A 21,319-nucleotide genomic window follows, 5' to 3' on the forward strand; every position below is an offset into this window, starting at 1 on the left:
CCGGACGACACGCGCGCCGTGCGAATTTCGCCGGCAACACGCCGCGCATGGTTGACGGGCGCGCGGAGCCTCACTAACAAATATGTAAATGAATATAATTTGGTCCAAACGGACCGCAGGGAGGAAAGCATGAAAAAGACACTCGCACTGACCGCCGCCTTCGCGATGCTGGCCGGCTCGGCCGCAGCCGAAGAGGTGACCTTGAAGGCGGCGAGCGCCTTCGCGACCGGAACGACCTTCGCGCGGCCGTTTGCGGCCTTCGTCGACTGGGTCAACGAAAACGGCAAGGGCGTGCTGCAGATCAACGTGGTCGGCGGACCGGAGGCGGTGCCGCCTTTCGAGCTCGGCAACGCGGTGTCTTCGGGCGTCGTCGACCTGGCCAACAACACCGCCGCCTTCTACACAAACCTGCTGCCGGAAGGCGACGCGTTGAAGCTCGCCACCAACACGATCCAGGAGCAGCGGGAAAACGGCTGCTACGACATCATCGACGAGATGCACCAGTCGGCGATGAACGTGAAATATCTGGCGCGCACCGGCGACAACGTCAATTTCCACCTCTATCTGACCAAGCCGATCGAGAAGCCGGACCTCAACGGCCTGACCATCCGCACCACGCCGGTCTATCAGGCGATGTTCAAGGCGCTCGGCGCCAATCTGGTGCGCACCGCGCCGGGTGAAGTCTATACCGCGCTCGAGCGCGGCGCGATCGACGGCTATGGCTGGCCGATCCAGGGCGTGCTCGATCTCGGCTGGGACGAGCAGACGAAATACCGGGTCGATCCGGGTTTCTATCAGGTCGACGTCAACGTGATCGTCAATCTCGACACCTGGAACGGGCTCGGCGACGAGCAAAAGGCGCTTCTGGAAAAGGCGGCAGCGTGGATCGAGGCCAAGAACGCCGACAATCTCGACATCAACGCCAAGGAGGCCGCCGCGCAGGCCGAAGCCGGTATCGAGGTGATCGAATTCTCCGGCGCCGACCGCGAAGCCTGGCTGAATGCGGCGCAGGACGAAGGCTGGGCAGCGATCGCCGAGATCAATGCCGAGGCGGTCGACAAGCTCAAGGCCTGCTTCTGACCGGGATCGGTCGACGGATCGGCGCCGATGCGGGCACTGACATCGCTTTATCGGATCGTGGTCCAGGCGCTCGCCATCGCGGCGGGCGCCATTCTCGCCGCCATAGCTCTCGCGATCGCGCTCGACGTGGCGCTGAGGACGTGCTGCACCAGCGCTATCCACGGCCTGACCGACATGACCGAGCACGGCATCGCGGCGGCAACCTTCCTGGCGGCGCCGTGGGTGTTGATGAAGAATGCCCATGTGGCGGTCGACCTGGTGGTCATGCTGTTGCCGACGCGCACGCGGCTGCGCCTCGACCTGGTCATGAACGTCGTCGGCGCCGCGGTCTCGGCCGCGTTTTCCTGGTATCTGCTGCAGGCCCTGACGAGCGCCCTGCAGCGCGGCTCGATGGTGCGCGGCATCATCGTCGTGCCCGAATGGATGACGTTCGCCGCACCGGCAGCCTGCACCCTGCTGCTGGCGATCGGCTTCGCGCTCAGGATTGGCACTGCCCCCGAAAAACGCAGCGCGACAGGGCTTTAGGGTCTTTCATGCACAAAATGATTCAAGTTCGGTTCGCGGCGAATGCGGCGCGCAGCGCGACGGACGGGACCGGTCTTTCAGACCGAGCGTCGTGCGACGGCCGCATGGAGCGCTAGCGCATGGATTGGCCATTGATCCTGCTCTTGATGCTCGGCGGTCTGGTCGCGCTGCTGGCCGCCGGCCTGCCGGTCGCCTTCGCCTTCATCGCGGTCAACCTCGTCGGCGCGTTCGTCATTCTCGGCGGCGAGATCGGCCTGGTGCAGATGGCACGCAACTCGGTCCAGTCGATCACCAGCTTTCAGCTCACGCCGATCCCGCTGTTCATTCTGATGGGCGAGATCCTGTTCCAGACGCGAGTCGCCCACAGCGCCATCGACGCGGTCGAACGCGTGGTGACGCGTATTCCCGGCCGGTTGTCGATCGTGACCGTATTCGCCGGCACGATCTTCGCCGCGCTGTCGGGCTCGACCATCGCCAACACCGCCATGCTTGGCTCGACGCTTTTGCCCTCCATGCTCAAGCGCGGCTATCATCCCACGCTCGCCTTGGGGCCGATCATGGCCTCCGGCGCGATCGCGATGCTGATCCCGCCCTCGGCACTGGCCGTACTGGTCGGCAGCCTGGCCGGCATCTCGATCGCCGGGCTTTTGGTCGCCGGCATCGTTCCAGCACTGATCCTGTCGCTCGCCTTCGTGGCCATCATCGTCGTGTCGGCGCTGCTACGGCCGGAACTCGCCCCCCAGGACGAGCTGCCGCCGATGTCGGCCTGGGAGCGGTGGAAGCCGTTCGTCACCCATGTGCTGCCGCTGTCAGGCATCTTCGTCGTCGTCATCGGCAGCCTGCTGGCCGGGATCGCCACACCGACCGAGTCGGCCGCGCTCGGCTGCATCGCGGCGGTCGCGGCCGGCGCCGGCTACCGCTCGCTCAGCCTGAAGAACCTGTCGGTGGCGGTGATGGAAACGGTAAAACTGTCGGTGATGATCCTGTTCATCATCGCCGCCAGCCAGACCTTTAGCCAGATCCTGTCCTTCAGCGGCGCGACCAACGGCCTGATCAACCTGATCCAGACGATGGAATTGTCGTCGCTGCAGATCCTGATCGGCATGATCCTGATCCTGCTTTTTCTCGGCTGCTTCGTCGACCAGGTGAGCATGTTGATGGTCACCATCCCCGTTTTCGTGCCGTTGGCCCGCGCCGTCGGCATCGACGATTTGATCCTGGGGGTGATGTATCTGCTGACCATGGAAATCGCGCTTCTGACGCCGCCGTTCGGCCTGTTGCTGTTCGTCATGCAGGGTGTGTCGCCAAGCTGGATCAAGATGCGCCATATCTACGTCGCGGTGACGCCGTTCGTGATCACCAAGCTGATCGTGCTGATCCTGGTGCTCGCCTTTCCTGCGCTCGGAACCTGGCTGCCGGCCCAACTCGGGCGCTGAGCGGAAACGATCCGGCAACCGGTTTGACCCGGCCTTCGCGAGAGGCAATAATATATGCAGATGAATATAATTCTTCCTACCGATCACAGGGGAGGTCGTACCGATGGCTGAACGCTCCTTCGCCAAGGAAGTCGAGAAGCTGCGTCTGGGCGACGGCGAAACCTTTCATGGCGAAGGCATCCTCGCCATCACCAAGGCGCTGCTGCAATGCGGCGTGGGTTATGTCGGCGGCTATCAGGGGGCACCGATCTCCCACCTGATGGACGTGCTCGCCGACGCGCAGGACATTCTGGCCGAGCTCGGCGTACGCTACGAGGCCAATGCATCGGAATCGGCGGCCGCCGCCATGCTGGCCGCCTCGGTGCACTACCCCATCCGCGGCGCGGTCGCCTTCAAATCGACGGTCGGCACCAACGTCGCCTCCGACGCCCTCGCCAATCTTGCATCGGGCGGGGTGACCGGCGGCGCGCTGGTCATCGTCGGCGAGGATTACGGCGAAGGCTCCTCCATCATGCAGGAGCGCAGCCACGCCTTCGCGATGAAATCGCAGATATGGCTTCTCGATCCGCGCCCCAACCTGCCGTCGATCGTAAAGGCGGTCGAGGACGGCTTCGAACTTTCCGAGGCCACCAACACGCCGGTGATGCTGGAGGTACGCATTCGCGCCTGCCACCTCTATGGCGCGTTCGAGACCAAGGCCAACCGCCGCCCGCCGCTGACCGTGCGCGAAGCTGTCGACGCTCCGCGCCGCCAGACCGACCGCATCGTCCTGCCACCGGCCGCCTTCGCCCACGAGCAGGAAAAGATCACTAAACGCTGGCCGGTCGCGCAGGCCTTCATCAAGGAGCGCGGCCTGAACGAATTTTTCGGGCCGCAGGCGGGCAAGGTCGGCATCATATTGCAGGGCGGGATGTACAACTCCGTCGTGCGCGCTCTGCAACGGTTGGGCCTCGCCGACATTAACGGCGACACCGAGGTGCCGCTCTACGTGCTCAACGTCACCTATCCGCTGATCGACGACGAGATCGCGGCGTTCTGCGCCGGCAAGGACGCGGTGCTGGTCGTCGAGGAGGGCCAGCCCAACTATATCGAGCAGGCGATCGGCGCCATGCTGCATGCCGGCGGCGCCCCGACCCGCGTGATCGGCAAGACGGCGCTGCCGATGGCCGGCGAATATACCGGCCAGGTCATGCTCGACGGCGTCGGCCGCTTCCTGCGCGAAAACGGCCCCGAGATGCTGGCGCCCGAGCACCGGGCGCCGAACCGCCCGCGGGAGCCGCAGCCCGCGCCGGAGCTGGCCGAGATCGTGCCGCAGCGCCCGCCCGGCTTTTGTACCGGTTGCCCGGAACGGCCGATCTTCGCGGCCATGAAACTGGTCGAGCAGGAGCACGGCAAGCATCAGATCGCCGCCGATATCGGCTGCCACCTGTTCTCGATCCTGCCGCCGTTCGAGATCGGCGGCACCACGATGGGCTACGGCCTCGGCCCGGCCTCCAATGCCGCCTTTCACGGCGGCGGCGGCAAACGGCCGATCTCGATCATCGGCGATGGCGGTTTCTGGCACAATGGCCTGTCGTCGAGCATCGGCAACGCGGTCTACAACGAGGCCGACGGTGTCATTCTGATCGTCGACAACTATTACTCCGCGGCCACCGGCGGGCAGGACGTGCTGTCGTCGAGGGCCGAGAACCGTTCAAAATCGACCAACCATCCGATCGCCGACGCGGTCCGGGGGGTCGGTGTCAAATGGGTGCGCCAGATCGACCGCACCTACGATGTCGGCAAGATGCGCGACACGCTGGCCGAAGCACTGACGACGCCGGAAAAAGGGCCGAAGGTGATCGTCGCCTCGTCGGAATGCATGCTCAACCGCCAGCGCCGCGAAAAGCCGCTGATGGCCAAGGCGGTCAAGGACGGCAAGCGGGTGGTCAAGCCGCGCTTCGGCGTCGACGAGGACGTGTGCACGGGCGATCACGCCTGTATGCGGCTGTCGGGCTGCCCCTCACTCAGCGTCAAGACGCTCGACGACCCGCTGCGCGACGATCCCGTCGCCGCGATCGACCAAACCTGCGTGGGCTGCGGCAATTGCGGCGAGGTCGCCGACGCCGCCGTGCTGTGCCCCTCCTTCTACCGGGCTGACGTCATCCGCAATCCCACCCGGTTGGAGCGTGCCATGACGCGGCTGCGGCAGCGCGCCACCCGCGCGCTCGCCGGCTGGCGCCAGCGCCGCCGCCTGACCTTCGCCGGAGACGCCGCAGCATGACTATTGCCATCGGTCCCGACGCGCCCCCGGCAATCCCGATTGCCGATCCGCACATCGTCAAGCTCGCCATCCTGGCCGTCGGCGGCCAGGGCGGCGGCGTGCTGTCCGACTGGATCGTCCAGGCGGCCGAGGAAAGCGGCTATGCGGTGCAGACCACCTCGGTGCCCGGCGTCGCCCAGCGCACCGGCGCCACGATCTACAGCATCGAGATGACGCCGCGCAGCGACAGGCTGCCGGTGCTGGCGCTGATGCCCTCGCCCGGCGACGTCGACATCGTGATCGCCGCCGAACTGATGGAGGCCGGACGCGCGGTGATACGCGGCCTGGTCACGCCCGACCGCACCACGCTGATCGCCTCCACCCACCGCATGCTCGCCGTCTCGGAAAAGATCGTCGCCGGCAACGGCATCGCCGACGGCGACACGGTGCTCGCCACCGTCGAGGAGGCGGCCAAGCGGTTTATCGGCTTCGACATGGACAAGATCGCCGCCGAGGCCGGCACGATGATTTCGGCGAGCCTGTACGGCGCGCTCGCCGGGTCGGGCGCGCTGCCCTTCGAGCGGGCCGCGTTCGAGGCCGCGATCCGCAAAGGCGGGCGCGGGGTGGAGGCCAGCCTGCGCGCTTTCGAAACCGCTTTCGAGCGGGCGCGCAATGCGGACGCAACGGCCAATGCGGCCGATGATGCGCCGCAGGCGGTGGCGGGAATGGCCGCGCCCAGCGGACCGGCGCACCTGCTCGAACGCTGGCGCGACCTGTGCGAGCGGATTGCGGCCTATCCGCATGCCATGCGCGACATGGCCACGCGCGGACTCGCCAAGGTGGTCGATTTCCAGGATCTCGCCTATGGCGCGGCCTATCTCGAACGACTCGACGCGGTGCTGGCGGTCGACAAGGCTACCGGAGCCGATGGCCGGGAATGGGCGCTGTCGGTCACGGCGGCCAAGCATGTCGCCAACGCGATGGCCTATGACGACGTGATCCGCGTCGCCGACCGCAAGACCCGGGCCGACCGCTTCACGCGCATCAGGCGGGAAGTCGAAGCGCCCGCGGACGCGCTCGTGCAGGTGACCGAATTCATGCACCCGCGCGGCGAAGAGGTCTGTTCGATGCTGCCGGCGGGCCTCGGCCGGTTCGTCGAGGCGCGGCCGCGCCTGCTCGCCGGGCTCGACCGGATGGTTAATCGCGGCCGGCGCGTGCGCACCGATTCCCTGATCTGGTTCACCGTCTTGTTTACGCTCGCCGGACTGCGCCGCTGGCGGCGGCGGCTGTTGCGCCATGCCAAGGAAACCGCCCATATCGACGAATGGCTGACCCAGGCGCTGCACATGGCGCCGCAAAACTATGCCCTCGCGGTCGAGATCGTCGCATGCCGGCGCCTGATCAAGGGGTACAGCGACACGCATCAGCGCGGCCTGTCGAAATTCGACCGGGTCCTGGCGACGGTGCCGCTGCTTGCGCCGCGCGACGACGGCGGCGACTGGCTGCGCCGGCTGCGCGAGGCCGCGCTGAAGGACGAAGATGGCAGCGCCCTCGACGGCGCCATCGAAACCGTGCGCTCCTTCGCGGAAACCGGCGACACGCTTGCGGCGCGCGTCAAAGCCGACTAGTCGGAGCCCCGTGGGTCAGGTGTAGTCAGGATTTTCAATGCGGGAGCGATCGGAACCGGAACAGACGGACGCGCAGCCGGACAGCGGCCGGCGGACCGTACTGCTGGAAAACATCCTGCCCTATCTCATCAACCGGCTCGGCTTCCGGATGAGCCGGATGCTGAACCGCGACCTGCGCGCCTACGGCCTCGGCATCTCCGACTGGCGCGTTCTGGCGGTGCTGGATTCGGCGCGCGCGGTCACCATCAACGATCTTGCCGACTATGCGATGATCGAGCAGTCGACGCTGAGCCGGCTGGTGATGCGCATGGAGCAGCAATCGCTGGTGCGGCGCGAGCGCGGCGGTCCCGACGGACGTGTCGTCACCGTATCGATGACGGAGGACGGACGCCTTGCCTACGAGAAGGTGCGTGCCATGAGCCTTGCCCATGCCGAGCGCGTGGTGATGGGGTTTTCCGACCGGGAGAAGGCGGAGCTGAAAAAGGCGGTGCGCCGCATGACCCGTAATCTCGACAATTACGATATCGCCAAGGACGAGGCACCAGGCCAGCCGGCACGGATCGTTCCGCGCCGGCCCTGAGGTTCGTCTCCTGCACGACGACGGTGATGCAGTGAATCACCATCGTCGTCTATCGTCTTGTTGCGACGCGGTTTTCAGGAACCGCTATCCGCTTTCAAGTTCACGCGCCCGGTACGCCGATGGAGACCGGCCGCACCGGCGAGCCCGAGCCGCCGCGCGAGCGCAGCGGTAGGATCATCGTGCACGAGGTCCACACCTTGTCGGCCGCCAGGTCGCCGAGCCGTGCGTTCTGGATCTGGTGGATGCCGGCCTCGGCCAGATTGAAGCTATGGATGGCGAAAGGCTGTCCATCCGGCACGCCCTCCGGCGGCCCCGCCTTGCCTTGCAGCGCGCCATCGTTGACCGGGTCGGTAAAGGGATTGTCGAGGGCGAGCAGCACGATGCGCTTTTCGGCCAGATATTGCGCGGCGTCATAGGCCAATCCCGGGCCCATGCCGTAATAGGGCGTATCGCCGGCCGGGTCCTGCCAATTCTCGCTCCAGCCGGTGTGGATGTAGACCACGTCGCCGGGCAGGATGCCGCGCTCGGACAGCCCCTGGCTTTCAAGCATCGCCTTGATATCGGCGGTCGTCACCCGGTCGCCGGCGCCCAGCGCCTCGCCGCCATTGTGCGCCTTGGCGTCCAGCAGAACGGCCGAGGTGACGATCGGCGGCACGTGCTCGATGCCGAGCTTGAGCAGCGGCGAATCCGGCGCCGGCTTGACCTCGTCCTGGCTGTAGCCGCCATAATACTGCGCCGTGCCGGCCGGAAATTCGCCCTGGCCGTCCCAGGCCTTGGGCAGGATGGCGAAATGGCCGAGCGCGTCCATCTGCGTGCCCTGCGCGCCGGGCTCGCCGCTTTCGACCTGCTCGCCGTTGAAGGCGTGCAGGGTGCCGGGGATGCCGACCGTCGGGCGGTAAACATATTTAAGCGGCACGCCGAACGGCGACAACGGCATGGTGTTGGAGCGTTCGTGCGACAATTCGTAGGCCTTGGCGTCCGGCGCGGCCAGGTGCGCGGCACAGCGCAGCCACGTTCCCTGCCCGAGCGCGTTGGCCATGCCGACCTGGTCGCCCTCGCCCCAGGGCGGGCTCGGCACCATCGTCTTGGAGCGCTCGACGGCATCGGCCAGGCCGTCCGACTGCGCGAACGCACCGCCCGCACCGACAAGCGCGAGCGTCGCCACGACGCCCAGAAGCTTTTTCATGATGATCCTCCCTCGACTGTTCCGGGCGGGCTTTCTGCACGGCCGGTCACAATTATGTGCATTTACATATAATCAGGCCCGCCGGCCGGAGTCGAGCGCGGCCGCGCATACAAAAAGGCGCGACCGGAACCGGCCGCGCCTCGTGTCCAAACGCAGGCTTCGAACGCGCAACGCCCTCAGAACGCGGCGGGCAGCCGCATTTTGAGGTGTTTGGTTTCCAGGAAGGCGTCGAGGCCCTCCGGTCCGAGCTCACGCCCCATGCCGCTCATCTTCCAGCCGCCGAACGGCGCCTGCAGCTCGCTGGTGTCGTTGACGTTGACGCCGATCGCGCCGAATTCCAGCTTTTCGGCGATCGCCCACAACCGGCCGAGATCGCCGCCATAGAGATAGGCGGCAAGCCCGTATTCGAGCCCGTTGGCCATCGCCAGCATGTCCTCGACGCCGTCGAAGGGCGCGATCCCGACAAGCGGGCCGTAGGTCTCCTCGCTCATCGGCATGCTGTCGAGCGGCGCGTTGTCGATCACGGTGGGGCGATAGAAATGACCGTGGCCGAAGGCGCCGTCCTTGGGCGCGAACCCGCCGGCAAGCAGGGTCGCGCCTTTGTCGAGCGCGTCCTTCTTGTGCGCCTCGACGCGGCGGATGACGGACGGATTGAGCACCGGTCCATAAGCGACGCCGTCCTCGAGCCCATTGCCGAGTTCGGTCGCCTCGGCGAGCGCGCCCAGGCAGTCGGCGAAATCGCGATGCACCTCGCGCGCCACCAGGATGCGGTTCACCGTAATGCAGATCTGGCCCATGTTGGAAAAGCCGCGCCGGTGGGCGGCCCTGGCCGCCGCCTCGATGTCGGCGTCGGGCATGACGATGAAGGGCGCATGGCCGCCGAGTTCGAGGCTGACTTTCTTCAGATTTCCGGCGGCGTTGCGCATGATGTCCTGGCCGGCCGCGATCGAGGCGGTGGCCGAGATCATGCGTATCTTGGGATGGCGCGACAAGGCGGCGCCGGCGACCGGGCCGAGCCCCGGCAGATCGGCGATCGCGCCTGCAGGCAGGCCCGCCTCGTGGAGGCAGTCGACAAACATGCCGATCGCGAATGGCGTCTCGTGCGGGCTTTTGACCACCAGCGGACAGCCGGCGGCGATTGCCGGGCCCACCTTCCAGCAATAAAGGTCGACCGGATAGTTCCACGGCACGATCGCCGCGCAGACGCCGACCGGGTGGCGGGTCACCAGATTGCGGATGTCCGGCGCCGAGGCCGGCCGCAACGAGCCGCCGAGGCGCACCGCCTCGCCGGCATAATAGCGCAGAACCTCGGCGCCGAAGCGGATCTCCTTGATATTGTCGGCGACCGGCTTGCCCTGCTCGCGGGTCAGGAGCACCGCCATGTCGTATTCGCGCTCGATCATCAGCGTGGCCGTGCGCTCGAGGATCGCCGCGCGCTCGCTGGCCGCCATTTCCGCCATCACCGGCGCGGCGGCAACGGCTGCCTCGACGGCTTGGTCGATATGGGTCTCGGCGGCCAGCAGCGTCGTGCCGACCGGTTTGCCGGTTGCGGGCTCGGCGATGTCGAAACGCTCGGCATCGTCGAAGAACCGCCATTGCCCGGCGATGAAAAATCCGCGTTGCATGGTCATTATCCCGATTGGTTGCTGTCGCCGGTTCAGCGCGCCTTCAGGCGGCGCCACAATTCGGCGTAGTTGCGGTCGTTCTGGGCGTCGGCGGCGGCCTTTTCGGTGGTGTTGGGCGAAACCATGACGAACGGCTTGACGCCGCGCCCGGCCAGTTTCTCGGCAGTGGCGGCGTTGATCGCCTGGCCGACGGCGATCGCGATCGAGGTCGAGGTGGCGCCCACCGCGCCCTCCACACCGTCGATGCGGATCGACGCGTCGCCCTTGGGCACGCCGGTGTCGATGACCACGTCGGCGAGCTCGAACAGGCGCTTGCCGCAGCTATGGCGCGAGGGCGTGCTGGAGGAATGCGGCACCGAGGTCACGCCGATCACCTTCATGCCGCGCGCCTTGGCGCCGACGGCGATGTCGAGCGTCACGGCGTTGAGGCCGGAATGGGAAAAGATCAGCATGGCGTCCTGCCCGTCAAGCTGGTGCGAGGCCAGGATCGCGTCGCCATAGCCTTCGCGGCTGTGGATGAAACGGTACTGGCGCGCGCCACCGTCGCCGAGCACGCGGTGGAAGGAGATCATCGTGCTTTCCACGATCGGCCGGAAGCCGGTGACGGTGCCGGTGCGCGGGAACATCTCCATGGCGGCGAACGAGCCGTGGCCGGTGCCGAAGGTGAAAACGAGCTTGTCGCGGGCAATCGCCTCGGCGCAGATTTCGGCGGCGGCCTCGATGGCCTCGGCCTGGGTTTCCATCACGGTGTTGAGCCGCTCGATGACGAGCGCGAAATAGTTTTGGGCAATCGTGGTCATGCGAAGCTCCGTTGGATCGATTGGCGGGCCGGCAAGCCGGCCGCGTTTAAAGGGATGTGATGGCGCTGAGCGCGGTCGTGAACAGCCGGTGCTCTGCGGCGGCCATCGCCTCCGGCTCCAGCTTGGCGCGTGTCACGCCGTCGACCGTGCCAACGCACAGGCTGGTGAAGCGGACGTCGAGTGCAGCCGCGGCATTGACCAGCGCCGAAGTCTCCATGTCGGCGGCGACGACACCGCGCTCGGCGAGCATGGCGCGATTGGCATCGACCCGCGCCTGGGTCGGTGCATCGAGCGCGAACATGTCGCGATAAAACGCGTCGAAGGTGGCGAAGGTGCCGGTGTGGAGTTGAGCGTCGCCGGCTGCGACCGCCGTGGCCACCGCGCGGTTGAGGCCCGCGTCGGCGCGCTGCGCCTCGACATCGTTGACATAGGACCGGGATGTCCCTTCGAAACAGGCGATGCGGTCGCTGAGCACGAAATCGCCGGGCGCGACCGGCGCAAAATACATCGCCGTGCCGATGCGCATGAAGCTTTTGACGCCGAGATCGGCCAGTTCGTGCAGCACGACGGCGGCGATCGGCGCGCCCATGCCGAAGGCGACCGCCGTCACCTTTTTGCCGGCATAGGTTCCGGTCACCGATTTGAGGCCACGCTTGACCGGCATCGGCCGGGCGTCGTCGAGCAACAGCGCAATGCGGTCGACCCGGTCGGGATCGCCGGCCAGCAACGCCCTGTCGCCGACATCGGCTTGCGAATAGCCCAGATACCAGGCCGATTTCATGAAAGGCTCCTTTCTGCGCGACCGCGGACCTCGAGCATCTGCCGGGTCGCCTCGGCCGCGACCTGCGCGGCGGCGTGCGGATCGCCGTCTTTCAAATATGCGCCGATGAAGGCGCCGGCGAAGGTGTCCCCGGCGCCGGTCGGATCGGAGACGGAAACCGGATCGGCGGCGACGAAACGGCTTTGCCCATCGACGCCGACCTGATAGCCGCGCCGGCCCATCGTCTCGATCACGATCGCGTCTTCGCGGGTACCGGCTGTGATCAGGGCGCGTTCGGCCTGGTTGCAGAAGATGACGCTCGCGCGCGCCGAAAGCCGTGCGCACAGGGCCGGCGTGAAACAGGTCGGGTCGTTCTTGGCCACCCAGTAGAGTCTCGCGTCCGGCCCGACGAGATCGAGGATTTCGGCAAGCAGATGCCCCGGCCCGACCGTCACGCACACGTGCGCCGCCTCGGCGAGGTGCTGGCACTGCACCGGGGTCAAAGCCTCGCGGCCGGCGAAACCGGGATCGTAGAGGCAGATCGAGGTCCCGTCCGCTTGGTAGAGCATCAGCGAGATCGGCGAGCGCGGCGCGTCGATCCTGGCAAGGGCGTCGGTCGCCATGCCCGCCTCTCCGGTCATGCGCACATAGGTATCGCCGGCCTGGTCGGAAGCGACCCAGCTTATCGGGGTCGCCCGATGACCGCCGCGCGCCAGCGCCGCACCGGCATAGGCCGGCGAGCCGCCGAGCCGCGGCCAGGCACCGGGATCGCGAAAGCGGATCTGCGTCGTGCTGTCGCCCGCCACCGTGCCGTCGAGCAGCGCGGGGTAATCGAGGCTGGCATAACCGGTGATGACCACCTCAGCCATCGGAACCGCCGGCAAGCTGGGACAGCGCCTCGTCGAGCTCGACGACATGACCGAGATAGCGGTCGATGTCTTCCAGCGAGGCTGCCTGGAGATTGGCGCGGTTGGAGTTGGTGGCCTGGCGCGGCACCACCACCCTAAAACCGTTGGCGAAGGCGTCCTGGGAGGTCGCGCGCACGCATACATTGGTCTTGACGCCGCAGATGATCGCGGTCTCGACGCCGTTTTCGCGCAGCATCAGGCCGAGATCGGTGGCAAAGAACGCGCTGTAGCGGCGCTTGACGATCTCGACCTCGCGCGGCGCGTCGGCGAGCGGACCGAAACCCTCGAAATAGGCGGCGTCGAAACCACCTTCGAGGCAATGCTCGGGCAGGCGCTTCTGCTCGAAGTCGACGAGCCCACGGCGATGGCGGTCGAGCGTGTGGACGATCAGGCGTTTGCCGGTGCGGGCGGCGTCCAGAAGCCGACGGACCGGCTCAATGGTCTCGCCCGCGGCCGGATAGTAATTTTCCCCTTTCGGATGCAGGAAGGAATTCTGCATGTCGATGACGATCAGTGCGGGCTCGCTCATGCTTGCGCCTTTCTTTTCAGGTTCCAGGCCGTCAGGCACAGGCCGAGAATGACCATGGCGTATGGCAGGGTGCCGATCAGTTGCGGCGGCAGGCCCACCGTTTGCAGGCGGATCTGGGTCGCATCGAGAAAACCGAAAAACAGGCACACCAGCGCCGTGCCGACCGGACGGTTGCGGGCGAAGTAGAAGGCGGCGAGCGCGATGAAACCGCGGCCGGCCGTCAGCCCCTCGTTGAACAGCCCGATCGAGGCCAACGCCAGGTGCGCGCCGGCAAGACCCGAATAGAACCCGGCGAAGGCGGTGCCCAGATCCTGCAGCGACTTTTCGCGCAGCCCGACCGCGCGAGCGACGTGCGGGGCGTTGCCGGCCGCGCGCAGCCGCAGGCCGAGACGCGTATTGGCAAGCAGGAACGGCAGGGCCGCCACGCTCAGCCAGGCGAAGACGGTGAGCGGGTCGAGATCGGCGAGCACCTCGCCGACGAGCGGCAGCGCGGCGACGGAATCGGGCAGCAATTTGGGCAGCAATTCCACATCGGGCATGCGCAAGGTGCCGCTGGCGTCGAAGCCGACATTCATGATGAAGCCGACGAAACCGGCAACCAGCACGTTGAGGCCGAGACCGGCGATGATCATGTTGGCGCGGGCGCGGGTGATCGTCAGCGAAAACAGATAACCGATCGCCGCCGAAACGAGGGCCGCGGCCAGGACCGCGACACCCCAGGAGCCCGTGGCCGAGGAAACGATGACGGCGACGAAGGCGCCGGCGAGCATTTTGGCTTCCAGCGCGATGTTGACGATGCCGCCCTGGCGGTTGACCAGCCCGCCGATGGCGGCAAGCAGGATCGGCGTGGCGAGCACGACGGAGGCGGCCAGAACCTGTTCGGCAATCTGCATCATGAGGCCCGTCCCCGCCGCAGCGACAGGCGGCCCAGTTCCATCACCGCGAAGATCATCACCGTGCCCTCGATCACGTTGACGATGTCGAGCGGCACGTCGGAAAACAGCTGAATGGTGGTGCCGGCCGAGGCCAAGGCGCCGAACAGCACGGCCCCGAACACGATGCCGAAGGCAGAATTGCGGGCAAGCAGCGCCACCGCCATGCCGGTGAAACCGTAACCGGCGGAAAAGCCGTCGGAGAATTTGTGCACCTGGCCGAGCGCGTGGCTGGCGCCGCCGAGCCCGGCGACGATGCCCGAGATTGCCATCACCAGGACGATGGAGGCGGGGATCGCAATGCCGACGGCACGCGCGAAACGCGGGTTGAGGCCGACCAGCTTGGCCTCGTAGCCTGCCGGTGTCCAGCGCGCCCACACCCAATAGGCGGCAACGCAGGCGAGCCCGATCAGAAAGCCGCTGTGAAGCGTCGAGGGCGGCATCAGCCTGGAAAGTTCGGCCACGTCGTGAATGGTGTCGGTGGTGTTGTTGCCGGAGGTTTCCGACAAGAGCAGCGTGTTGACCAGGAAGCCGGACAGGCCCAGTGCGATGAAGTTGAGCATCAGCGTCGACACCACCTCGTCGACGTCGAGCCGCGCCAGCAACAGGCCCGGCACGTAGAGCCAGACCCCGGCAACCGCCATCGCGGCCACCATGGCGAGCGGCGCGATCGACCAGCCGAACGCCACCGGCAAAAGGGCGCCGGCGGCGGCCGCCGCCAGCCCCCCGAGCACGAAAGCGCCGTCGACGCCGACATTGAAGACGCCGGAGCGAAAACAGATCGCCGTGGCAACGGCGGTGAACAGAAGCGGGGTCGCGGCCGACAGGGTGGCGGCAATGCGCCGCGACGACCCGAAACCCTCCGACAGCATCAGCGCGTAGGTGTCGAGCGGGTTTTCGCCGATGAAGGCCAGCACCACCGCGCCGACGAAAAACGCGAACAGGACCGGCAGCGCGAAGCGCGCAATGTCGCCGGCCATGCGTTCGAGCGCCGGCATCAGGCTCGGCCGGCCGCCCCCCGGCTCCGCGGTTGCATCAGCCATTGGCCGCCTCCCCGTGACTGTCTTGCTGCAGCATCAGCCGGCCGATCGCCTCCGGCGTCGCGGTTTCGTCGGCGATCTCACCGACGATGGCGCCCTCTGCCATCACCACGATACGGTCGGACAGCGCGATCAGCTCGTCGAGTTCCTCCGACACCAGAAGCACGGCGCCGCCGCGCGCTGCGAAGTCGCGCAGGATCGCATGAATGGCGGCGATGCCGCCGAGATCGACCCCGCGCGTCGGCTGGGCGACGACGAGCAGCGCCGGCTCGGTCGCGATCTCGCGGGCAAAGACGAGGCGCTGCTGATTGCCGCCCGACAGGCTGGCGACCGGATCGGACAGGCGCCCGAATCGCACCTTGAGCTGGGACAGGCGGCGGAATGCCTCGGCCCGCACGGCGCCCAGGCGGCGGAACGGACCGCGGCGGAAGGCCGGCGCGCGCTGGCTCGCAGCCATGACGTTATCCTCGATCGACGCGCTCTTGGCCAGGCCCTCATGCGCCCGGTCGGGGCTGATATAGCCGAGGCCCGCGGCGCGAAAATCGGCATTGTCGCGGCCGGCGAGCGCGCGCCCGTTAAGGCCCACCGCGCCCGAAGACGGCTTGCGCAGGCCGACGACGCACTGGATGAACTCGTCCTGGCCGTTGCCGGCAATACCAGCCATGCCGACGATCTCGCCGGAGCGCACCTGAAGATCGACCGCACGGACCGGATGGGAACCCGCGATCGCTGGCGCGCTCAGCCCCGTCACATCGAGCACCGGCGCGCCGGCAGCGGCGCGCACAGCGGCCGCCGGCGGTGCGACAGACGCGGCCTCGCCGACGATGTGGCGCGTCATCGTGTCGATGTCGGTCTCGTCGATGCGGGAGGAGGCCACAACCCGGCCGCGGCGCATGATCGTCACGCGGTCGGCGAGCGCGATCACCTCGCGCAGCTTGTGGCTGATGAAGACGATCGACGTGCCCTGATCGCGCAATTGACGCAGCAGCGTGAACAGGTCGTCGGCCTGCTGCGGGGCCAGCACCGCCGTCGGCTCGTCGAGGATCAGCACTTTCATGCCGCGCTGCAAGAGCCGCAGGATTTCGGTATATTGCTGGATGTGGACCGGCGCGGTGCCGGCACGGCGGTCCCAGTCGATCGCCAGGTCGGTCTTGACCGCCAGGGCATCGCCGGCCGCGCGCGCCGCGCGCCAGTCGATGCGGCGGCCGAGCGGGAGCGCGGCCGTCACCGGCTCGTGGCCGAGGACGAAATTCTCCAAAAGGGTCAGTTCCGGCGCCAGCATGAATTCCTGGTGCACCATGCCGATGCCGAGACCGAGCGCCTGCTCGGGGTCGCGCAGCCGGATCGGCCGGTCGTTGAAGACGATGCTGCCGGCATCGGGCTGTTCGAGCCCCTGCAAGAGCCGCATCAGGGTCGACTTGCCGGCGCCGTTCTCGCCGACGATCGCATGAATCTCGGCCGGCGCGACCTCCAGCGTGATGCCGCTATTGGCCCGCACGGCGCCGTAGCTCTTGGCGACGTCGCGCGCGCCCAGCCGCACGGCCACCGGCGCGGTGCTATGATTTCGGATGTCGGCCAAAACGGTTTACCGGGCTTTTTGCAACGGGAAGAATGGCCGGGCGTCGCACGCCCGGCCCAGACGGCGATCGATCAGTTGTAGAAGTCGGGATAGCCCTTCTCGGTCACGTCCCAGACCTCGACGGAACCGTCGACGATGCCGGCCTTCAATTCCTCGACCTTGGCGAGATAGGCGGCGGGAATGCGGTCCTTGGTGTGCTCCATGTCGGACAAGGCCACGCCGTTCTCCTTCAGGCCGAAGGTCAGCACCTGGCCGCCGGGAAACGCCCCGCCGGCATAGTCCTCGAGGATCTTTTCGACCGCCACGTCGACGCGCTTGACCATGCTGGTCAGCACATGGCCGGGCGCCATGGAATCCTGGTCGGTGTCGACGCCGATCGCGTAGCGGCCCTCCGCCTTCGCCGCCTCGATGATGCCGATGCCGGTGCCGCCGGCGACCTGATAGACGATGTCGGCGCCCTCGGCGAACATCGCCTTGGCGAGCTGTTCGCCCTTGGCCGGATCGCCGAAGGATTCGGCATAGGCGACCTTGACGTCGATATCCGGATTGACCGCCTTGGCGCCCTGGATGTAACCGACGATGAACTTGTCGATGCCCGGCGACTTGACCCCGCCGATGACGCCGATCACCGGATCGGCGTTGATGCCCTCGATCGACGTGTCGGTGGTGACCTGGGCGGCGAGCGCGCCGGCCAGATAGGAGCCCTGATGCTCGGCGAACACCACCGAGGCGAGATTGGCGCCCTCGCGGGTCTGGTTCATGATGACGAAATTGGTGTCGGGATAGTCGGGCGCGATCTTCTGCATCGGCTCGCCGTGGATCCATTCCAGGCTGACGACCAATCCGAAGCCGCCATCGGCGGCGCGGCGCATGATCTCCTCGCCCTGGGCGACGACATCCTTGGATTCGATCGGACGGCCCTCGACGCCGGTCTTTTCGAGCCCGGCCTTGAAGCCGGCATAGGCGGTGTCGTTCCACGAGCCGTCGCCGAGACCGCCCTGGGCGATGATTAGCGCGGCCGGCGCCACGTCGGCGGCCCCCGCCTGCGGGGCGGCGACGGCACTCAGAACGGTCGACACGGCAAGCAGTTTCGTCAGATTTTTCATAAAATTCCCCTTTTCCATTGGCTCCAACCTTTGGTTCAGAAATCCGCTCCCGCAGCGACGATGCGCAGGCCGGAGCCGGCATGGCGCTCGCCACGGACCAGATGGGTGTCATAGGTGTAGAAATCGGCGCGATAGACCGCTTCGACGGCCTCGACCAAAAGATTGTCGGCCGCGTAGCTGGTCCGGAACACGACCATGACCGGGCTCGGCGCGGTCACGGCGAGCACGGCGCATTCCGCCGCCGTCGCCAGCCGCGCGGTGACGCGCTCATGCGCCTCGCGCACCGCCAGGCCGGCGGCCTCGAAACGGGCGTAGAGCGAAAAGTCCGGATCCTTAAGCAACGCGGCCGCGCCGTCGCCGGCAAGACCGATGCGCTCGCACACGGCGGCCGGGATCACCGAGCCATGGACCGCGCACGGCTCGCCGTCGATCAGGCGCACGCGCTCGAGCCGGCGCGCCGGCGCGGCGACGCCGAATTGCTGCGCCTCGGCGTCGTCTGCCGGGCGAAAGGCGAGCAGGCGCTGCTCGGAGCGGTGCCCGTCCTGGCGCGCGGTCTGGGAAAAGCTCAACAGATGGCCGGCCTTGCGGTGCAGCGAGCGGTTGGCGACGAAACTGCCCGCGCCCTGGCGTCGGGTGACGAAGCCCTGCGAGACAAGCTGCTCGATGGCGCGTACGACGGTGCCGCGGCTGACGCCGTTGGTCGCGCAAAGCTGCGCCTCGCTCGGCAGCCGATCGCCCGGCTTCAAGACGCCGCCCTCGATGCGCGCACGCAGCTCTTCGGCGAGGACGAGATAGCGGGGCGTGCTGGCGGCCATCGGTTTCATGCCATCACGGTAAAATAGACTAGTTGACTAGTCAAGTTTGAAATTATGGTCTTCCCTCGTGCGGGACCTCGCCCGCCCGTGCCCTCTCCCGCTTCCCGCAAACCGCCGGCCACCGGCCCGGCCGAGCCGCCATCCCCTGGGGCGCGGCGCCCGCCGCCGGCCGGTTCGCTTGCGACGTCGTCGATCGCGGCCACGTCCACTGCCGCCGCGCGCGGGGCAGCAAGGCCGCCCTGCCCGCGCGAGCGCCGCCGGCCGAGCCGGACAAGGGGCCGGACAAGCGGTTCGAAGACCCAGCCCACGGGCCGCCGCCCGCCCTGGCCACAAAAATTCGCCCGCGGTCGCCGTCGCGGGCGAAAGCTTGCTTGACAGGCTTGCCGCGGCGACCCTATATCCGCCCAACCTTGCGGTTCGGGCCTGCCCGGACACCGCGCCGCCTCGCGGCGTGAACGGGGCGGAGTAGCTCAGCCGGTTAGAGCAGAGGAATCATAATCCTTGTGTCGGGGGTTCGAGTCCCTCCTCCGCTACCAAATTTCTCTTTAAATTTCAGTCGTTTAGGATTGTAGCTCTATGGGTGTGCCCACGCTTGAAGCGCCCGGGGGTTGCATCCTGGGTTGCAGCGAGCGTGGGCTTGGATGCGATGGATTGACGCTCCGCTTTCAACATATCCTCGAGCACGACGCTAATCTCGCTTTGATTTGAGATGCCGAGTGTCGGTAAGGTTGCAAGAAGGATAACTAGTATCTTCGCCGTTTCGTTTGGTTCATATTGCTCCCATGCATCTGATATGTCTCGTTCATGAAGCGATGGCTGCCGTAGAAGAAATCTTTGTCTCTCCCATATGAAGCCCCACCTCCCCTCCAACCAAATCAGGGCTTGTTTTGATAAAAGACGAATTTGGCCAGCCAGCTTGCCCGTCTCGATCAATTTGAGTGCTAGCTCGAACACTTGACTCGGAGAGAGCGGCGAGGCTTGGTCGAGTGTCTTCCGACCATCAGAAAGAAGGCTTGCATAGCGCGTGTAGTAGTCAGTTCCATTCGCTCTGCCTGCCAAACATTCGACCAGTTCGTCCCGTCTTGTAAATCCTTCTGGAGCAGCCAGCGCAGTCATCAATCTATCGTAGCTCGCGGCGTCATTGTCCAGAAAGCACGTAGCTGCAAAAGAAAGTATTTGTTGCTCAGTCAACGTGGCTAAGGCGTCCATTTCTTCGACAGTTGGTGACGGAAAGGCCCCATAGGTAATATTTTCGACGTCGAAGCTTTTTTCCTTTCCACCAATCATGGTGGAAAGCGCAAATTCAGCAACAGTCTCTGCAAGCGTTGAGAGAAACAACTCGACGTTTCTCGTGTGAAACGCCTTGTACAGCTTTCCTTCTGTCAGGAGGATTAGCCCTTCCCGTACTGGCCCCTTGGGAAGATGAGCATCAATTCCTCGCGTGATGCCGACATCCAGCAAACAATGATTTTCAATCTGGGCGAGCATGTACCAAGATAGTTCCAGAGCGGGTAAGAAGCGCTTTCCGATATCTGGATGCGGCTCTGGGTTGCTGACTAGGCCAGGATAAATTCGTGGAATTTCATCGTTGGCAATACAGCGCACTTCACCTGTGGCTTCTTGATCGAGCCAAAGAAGTATGTGCCTGGAGACCGCGTGACAATGTGCAGCTCTGAGGGAACTCTTGGAGTCTAGCGTCGCTAGCTTTTTCAGCACGACCCCCACCTCACGCAAACAAGTTTCTCGGTCGCCTGCATGCCAACTAGCCAGAGCTGCATCTGCGAGGAGGCCAATATGCATGGGCATCATGTCCGACACGCCACAGGCCTCTGCAGCAACTGCTCCGAACAAATAGTAGCGTCTTGCTACGTTGAAGTCGCCTTGCTTCTCCGCACTAATAGCAGCTTCCCTGCCAAGAAAGGCCTTTTCAGTTTCACTGAGAGGCGCGTCGCCCTCGATAAGTGTGCTGGACAGTTCCAAGCTGGCTTGATGATCGTTCGCTCGATAAAGAACCTTTGCCTTTGCACGAATAAGCTCGGAACTCGTCGAGCCATAAGCGTTTAATCCTTTATCGAGAAGAGACAACGCAGCATCTTTGTCATTTCCGTACTCGTCAAGAATTATTGCTTGGTACTTTCTGCATGCGACTGCAAGATCGCGCCTTCCCCACCCAATCGCAAGATGTTCCATATGTGCGTAGGCGGCGGCATGTGCGCTTGGGTCGATCGTGTTCGCGTCATGCTCCTTTAGCCACGCGCCGGATATAAGCAAGTCAATGTCTACAAGCAGTTCAGGGGTGTCATAGGGTTCGAAAACCTTCGCTCGAAATCCTTCATCGCATGACTCGAGGAAGTCAAAGGCCGAAACCAACTCATCGATTTTTCGAAGCTGACGGGCTTGAAAAAGAAACATGAAGCCTACCGCTTGTGACGTGCTCCCCTGAATGTACCCATTCATAGGCTAGCGCTGTTCACGTTGTGGTCCATTCGTGACCGGGTTGCAAATTCGTTCGGTGTGAGGCCCTCAAGGCTCGTGTGCGGTCGATGCA

Annotated in this window: 18 protein-coding genes and 1 tRNA gene; 7 read left to right on the forward strand and 12 right to left on the reverse strand. The window is 65.7% G+C overall.

Going from position 1 to position 21,319, the window contains the following annotated elements; translation table 11 throughout:
- Positions 1-129 precede the first annotated feature (129 nt).
- From dctP to C7T96_RS17135, 6 genes are all read left to right on the forward strand, one after another.
- Positions 130-1,080, forward strand: a complete 951-nt coding sequence (gene dctP / locus C7T96_RS17110; RefSeq protein ID WP_106572452.1) for a TRAP transporter substrate-binding protein DctP — start codon at positions 130-132, stop codon at positions 1,078-1,080.
- A gap of 27 nt (positions 1,081-1,107) precedes the next feature.
- The gene (locus tag C7T96_RS17115; protein WP_106572453.1) at positions 1,108-1,605 is read left to right on the forward strand and encodes a TRAP transporter small permease; all 498 of its coding nucleotides are present in this window, start codon (positions 1,108-1,110) and stop codon (positions 1,603-1,605) included.
- 119 nt (positions 1,606-1,724) lie between these two features.
- Entirely contained in the window at positions 1,725-3,041 is a 1,317-nt protein-coding gene (locus C7T96_RS17120; RefSeq protein WP_106572454.1) for a TRAP transporter large permease, read from the forward strand.
- A gap of 103 nt (positions 3,042-3,144) precedes the next feature.
- Positions 3,145-5,304, forward strand: coding sequence for an indolepyruvate ferredoxin oxidoreductase subunit alpha (locus C7T96_RS17125; protein ID WP_106572455.1), 2,160 nt, complete (start codon positions 3,145-3,147; stop codon positions 5,302-5,304).
- Complete coding sequence (locus C7T96_RS17130; RefSeq protein ID WP_106572456.1) at positions 5,301-6,911, forward strand: indolepyruvate oxidoreductase subunit beta family protein; 1,611 nt, start codon at positions 5,301-5,303, stop codon at positions 6,909-6,911. The genes C7T96_RS17125 and C7T96_RS17130 overlap by 4 nt, the downstream gene beginning before the upstream one ends.
- A gap of 37 nt (positions 6,912-6,948) precedes the next feature.
- Positions 6,949-7,491, forward strand: a complete 543-nt coding sequence (locus C7T96_RS17135; protein ID WP_106572457.1) for a MarR family transcriptional regulator — start codon at positions 6,949-6,951, stop codon at positions 7,489-7,491.
- A gap of 100 nt (positions 7,492-7,591) precedes the next feature.
- Here the strand turns inward: C7T96_RS17135 and C7T96_RS17140 are convergent, their stop codons facing one another.
- The 11 genes from C7T96_RS17140 to C7T96_RS17190 form a co-directional block, all read right to left on the reverse strand.
- Positions 7,592-8,677 carry a cyclase family protein gene (locus tag C7T96_RS17140; RefSeq protein ID WP_106572458.1) on the reverse strand — a complete coding sequence of 362 codons (1,086 nt, stop codon included), beginning with the start codon at positions 8,675-8,677 and terminating at the stop codon, positions 7,592-7,594.
- Positions 8,678-8,853: 176 nt separating this feature from the next.
- A complete protein-coding gene (locus tag C7T96_RS17145) occupies positions 8,854-10,302 on the reverse strand; it encodes an aldehyde dehydrogenase family protein (protein ID WP_106572492.1) in 1,449 nt (482 codons plus the stop codon).
- A gap of 32 nt (positions 10,303-10,334) precedes the next feature.
- Positions 10,335-11,102, reverse strand: a complete 768-nt coding sequence (locus C7T96_RS17150; RefSeq protein ID WP_106572459.1) for a sugar isomerase domain-containing protein — start codon at positions 11,100-11,102, stop codon at positions 10,335-10,337.
- 46 nt (positions 11,103-11,148) lie between these two features.
- Positions 11,149-11,883, reverse strand: coding sequence for a uridine phosphorylase (locus C7T96_RS17155; protein ID WP_106572460.1), 735 nt, complete (start codon positions 11,881-11,883; stop codon positions 11,149-11,151).
- Positions 11,880-12,731 (reverse strand): carbohydrate kinase family protein, encoded by an 852-nt coding sequence (locus C7T96_RS17160; protein ID WP_158264402.1) that lies wholly within the window; start codon positions 12,729-12,731, stop codon positions 11,880-11,882. The genes C7T96_RS17155 and C7T96_RS17160 overlap by 4 nt, the downstream gene beginning before the upstream one ends.
- Positions 12,724-13,299, reverse strand: a complete 576-nt coding sequence (locus C7T96_RS17165) for an isochorismatase family cysteine hydrolase (protein WP_106572462.1) — start codon at positions 13,297-13,299, stop codon at positions 12,724-12,726. The genes C7T96_RS17160 and C7T96_RS17165 overlap by 8 nt, the downstream gene beginning before the upstream one ends.
- The gene (locus C7T96_RS17170) at positions 13,296-14,195 is read right to left on the reverse strand and encodes an ABC transporter permease (RefSeq protein WP_245414160.1); all 900 of its coding nucleotides are present in this window, start codon (positions 14,193-14,195) and stop codon (positions 13,296-13,298) included. The genes C7T96_RS17165 and C7T96_RS17170 overlap by 4 nt, the downstream gene beginning before the upstream one ends.
- Positions 14,192-15,274 carry an ABC transporter permease gene (locus C7T96_RS17175; RefSeq protein ID WP_106572463.1) on the reverse strand — a complete coding sequence of 361 codons (1,083 nt, stop codon included), beginning with the start codon at positions 15,272-15,274 and terminating at the stop codon, positions 14,192-14,194. The genes C7T96_RS17170 and C7T96_RS17175 overlap by 4 nt, the downstream gene beginning before the upstream one ends.
- Positions 15,267-16,817: an ABC transporter ATP-binding protein gene (locus tag C7T96_RS17180; protein WP_158264403.1), complete on the reverse strand. Its 1,551-nt coding sequence runs from the start codon at positions 16,815-16,817 to the stop codon at positions 15,267-15,269. The genes C7T96_RS17175 and C7T96_RS17180 overlap by 8 nt, the downstream gene beginning before the upstream one ends.
- A 104-nt stretch (positions 16,818-16,921) precedes the next feature.
- A complete protein-coding gene (locus C7T96_RS17185) occupies positions 16,922-17,956 on the reverse strand; it encodes a BMP family ABC transporter substrate-binding protein (protein ID WP_106572465.1) in 1,035 nt (344 codons plus the stop codon).
- A 35-nt stretch (positions 17,957-17,991) separates the two neighbouring features.
- Positions 17,992-18,780, reverse strand: a complete 789-nt coding sequence (locus C7T96_RS17190; RefSeq protein WP_106572466.1) for a GntR family transcriptional regulator — start codon at positions 18,778-18,780, stop codon at positions 17,992-17,994.
- Between the two features lie 450 nt (positions 18,781-19,230).
- Between C7T96_RS17190 and C7T96_RS17195 the strand changes: the two genes are divergently transcribed.
- A tRNA-Met gene (locus tag C7T96_RS17195) sits at positions 19,231-19,307 on the forward strand.
- A gap of 16 nt (positions 19,308-19,323) precedes the next feature.
- Here C7T96_RS17195 and C7T96_RS23930 read toward each other — a convergent pair.
- Positions 19,324-21,183 (reverse strand): hypothetical protein, encoded by a 1,860-nt coding sequence (locus tag C7T96_RS23930; RefSeq protein ID WP_146149202.1) that lies wholly within the window; start codon positions 21,181-21,183, stop codon positions 19,324-19,326.
- Positions 21,184-21,319: the final 136 nt, after the last annotated feature.

Origin of the sequence: Nitratireductor sp. StC3, from assembly GCF_003015025.1 — a bacterium.
Lineage (GTDB): Bacteria > Pseudomonadota > Alphaproteobacteria > Rhizobiales > Rhizobiaceae > Mangrovimarina > Mangrovimarina alexandrii.

What these genes read in the sequence shown, in the direction of transcription:
- C7T96_RS17150 (WP_106572459.1), bottom strand. Translation starts at nt 11,102, where the DNA reads ATGACCACGATTGCCCAAAACTATTTCGCGCTCGTCATCGAGCGGCTC.
- C7T96_RS17135 (WP_106572457.1), top strand. Translation starts at nt 6,949, where the DNA reads ATGCGGGAGCGATCGGAACCGGAACAGACGGACGCGCAGCCGGACAGC.
- C7T96_RS17165 (WP_106572462.1), bottom strand. Translation starts at nt 13,299, where the DNA reads ATGAGCGAGCCCGCACTGATCGTCATCGACATGCAGAATTCCTTCCTG.
- C7T96_RS17170 (WP_245414160.1), bottom strand. Translation starts at nt 14,195, where the DNA reads ATGATGCAGATTGCCGAACAGGTTCTGGCCGCCTCCGTCGTGCTCGCC.
- C7T96_RS17190 (WP_106572466.1), bottom strand. Translation starts at nt 18,780, where the DNA reads ATGAAACCGATGGCCGCCAGCACGCCCCGCTATCTCGTCCTCGCCGAA.
- C7T96_RS17160 (WP_158264402.1), bottom strand. Translation starts at nt 12,731, where the DNA reads ATGGCTGAGGTGGTCATCACCGGTTATGCCAGCCTCGATTACCCCGCG.
- C7T96_RS17185 (WP_106572465.1), bottom strand. Translation starts at nt 17,956, where the DNA reads ATGAAAAATCTGACGAAACTGCTTGCCGTGTCGACCGTTCTGAGTGCC.
- C7T96_RS17175 (WP_106572463.1), bottom strand. Translation starts at nt 15,274, where the DNA reads ATGGCTGATGCAACCGCGGAGCCGGGGGGCGGCCGGCCGAGCCTGATG.
- C7T96_RS17155 (WP_106572460.1), bottom strand. Translation starts at nt 11,883, where the DNA reads ATGAAATCGGCCTGGTATCTGGGCTATTCGCAAGCCGATGTCGGCGAC.
- C7T96_RS17140 (WP_106572458.1), bottom strand. Translation starts at nt 8,677, where the DNA reads ATGAAAAAGCTTCTGGGCGTCGTGGCGACGCTCGCGCTTGTCGGTGCG.
- C7T96_RS17145 (WP_106572492.1), bottom strand. Translation starts at nt 10,302, where the DNA reads ATGCAACGCGGATTTTTCATCGCCGGGCAATGGCGGTTCTTCGACGAT.
- C7T96_RS23930 (WP_146149202.1), bottom strand. Translation starts at nt 21,183, where the DNA reads ATGTTTCTTTTTCAAGCCCGTCAGCTTCGAAAAATCGATGAGTTGGTT.
- C7T96_RS17130 (WP_106572456.1), top strand. Translation starts at nt 5,301, where the DNA reads ATGACTATTGCCATCGGTCCCGACGCGCCCCCGGCAATCCCGATTGCC.
- C7T96_RS17120 (WP_106572454.1), top strand. Translation starts at nt 1,725, where the DNA reads ATGGATTGGCCATTGATCCTGCTCTTGATGCTCGGCGGTCTGGTCGCG.
- C7T96_RS17125 (WP_106572455.1), top strand. Translation starts at nt 3,145, where the DNA reads ATGGCTGAACGCTCCTTCGCCAAGGAAGTCGAGAAGCTGCGTCTGGGC.
- C7T96_RS17115 (WP_106572453.1), top strand. Translation starts at nt 1,108, where the DNA reads ATGCGGGCACTGACATCGCTTTATCGGATCGTGGTCCAGGCGCTCGCC.
- dctP (WP_106572452.1), top strand. Translation starts at nt 130, where the DNA reads ATGAAAAAGACACTCGCACTGACCGCCGCCTTCGCGATGCTGGCCGGC.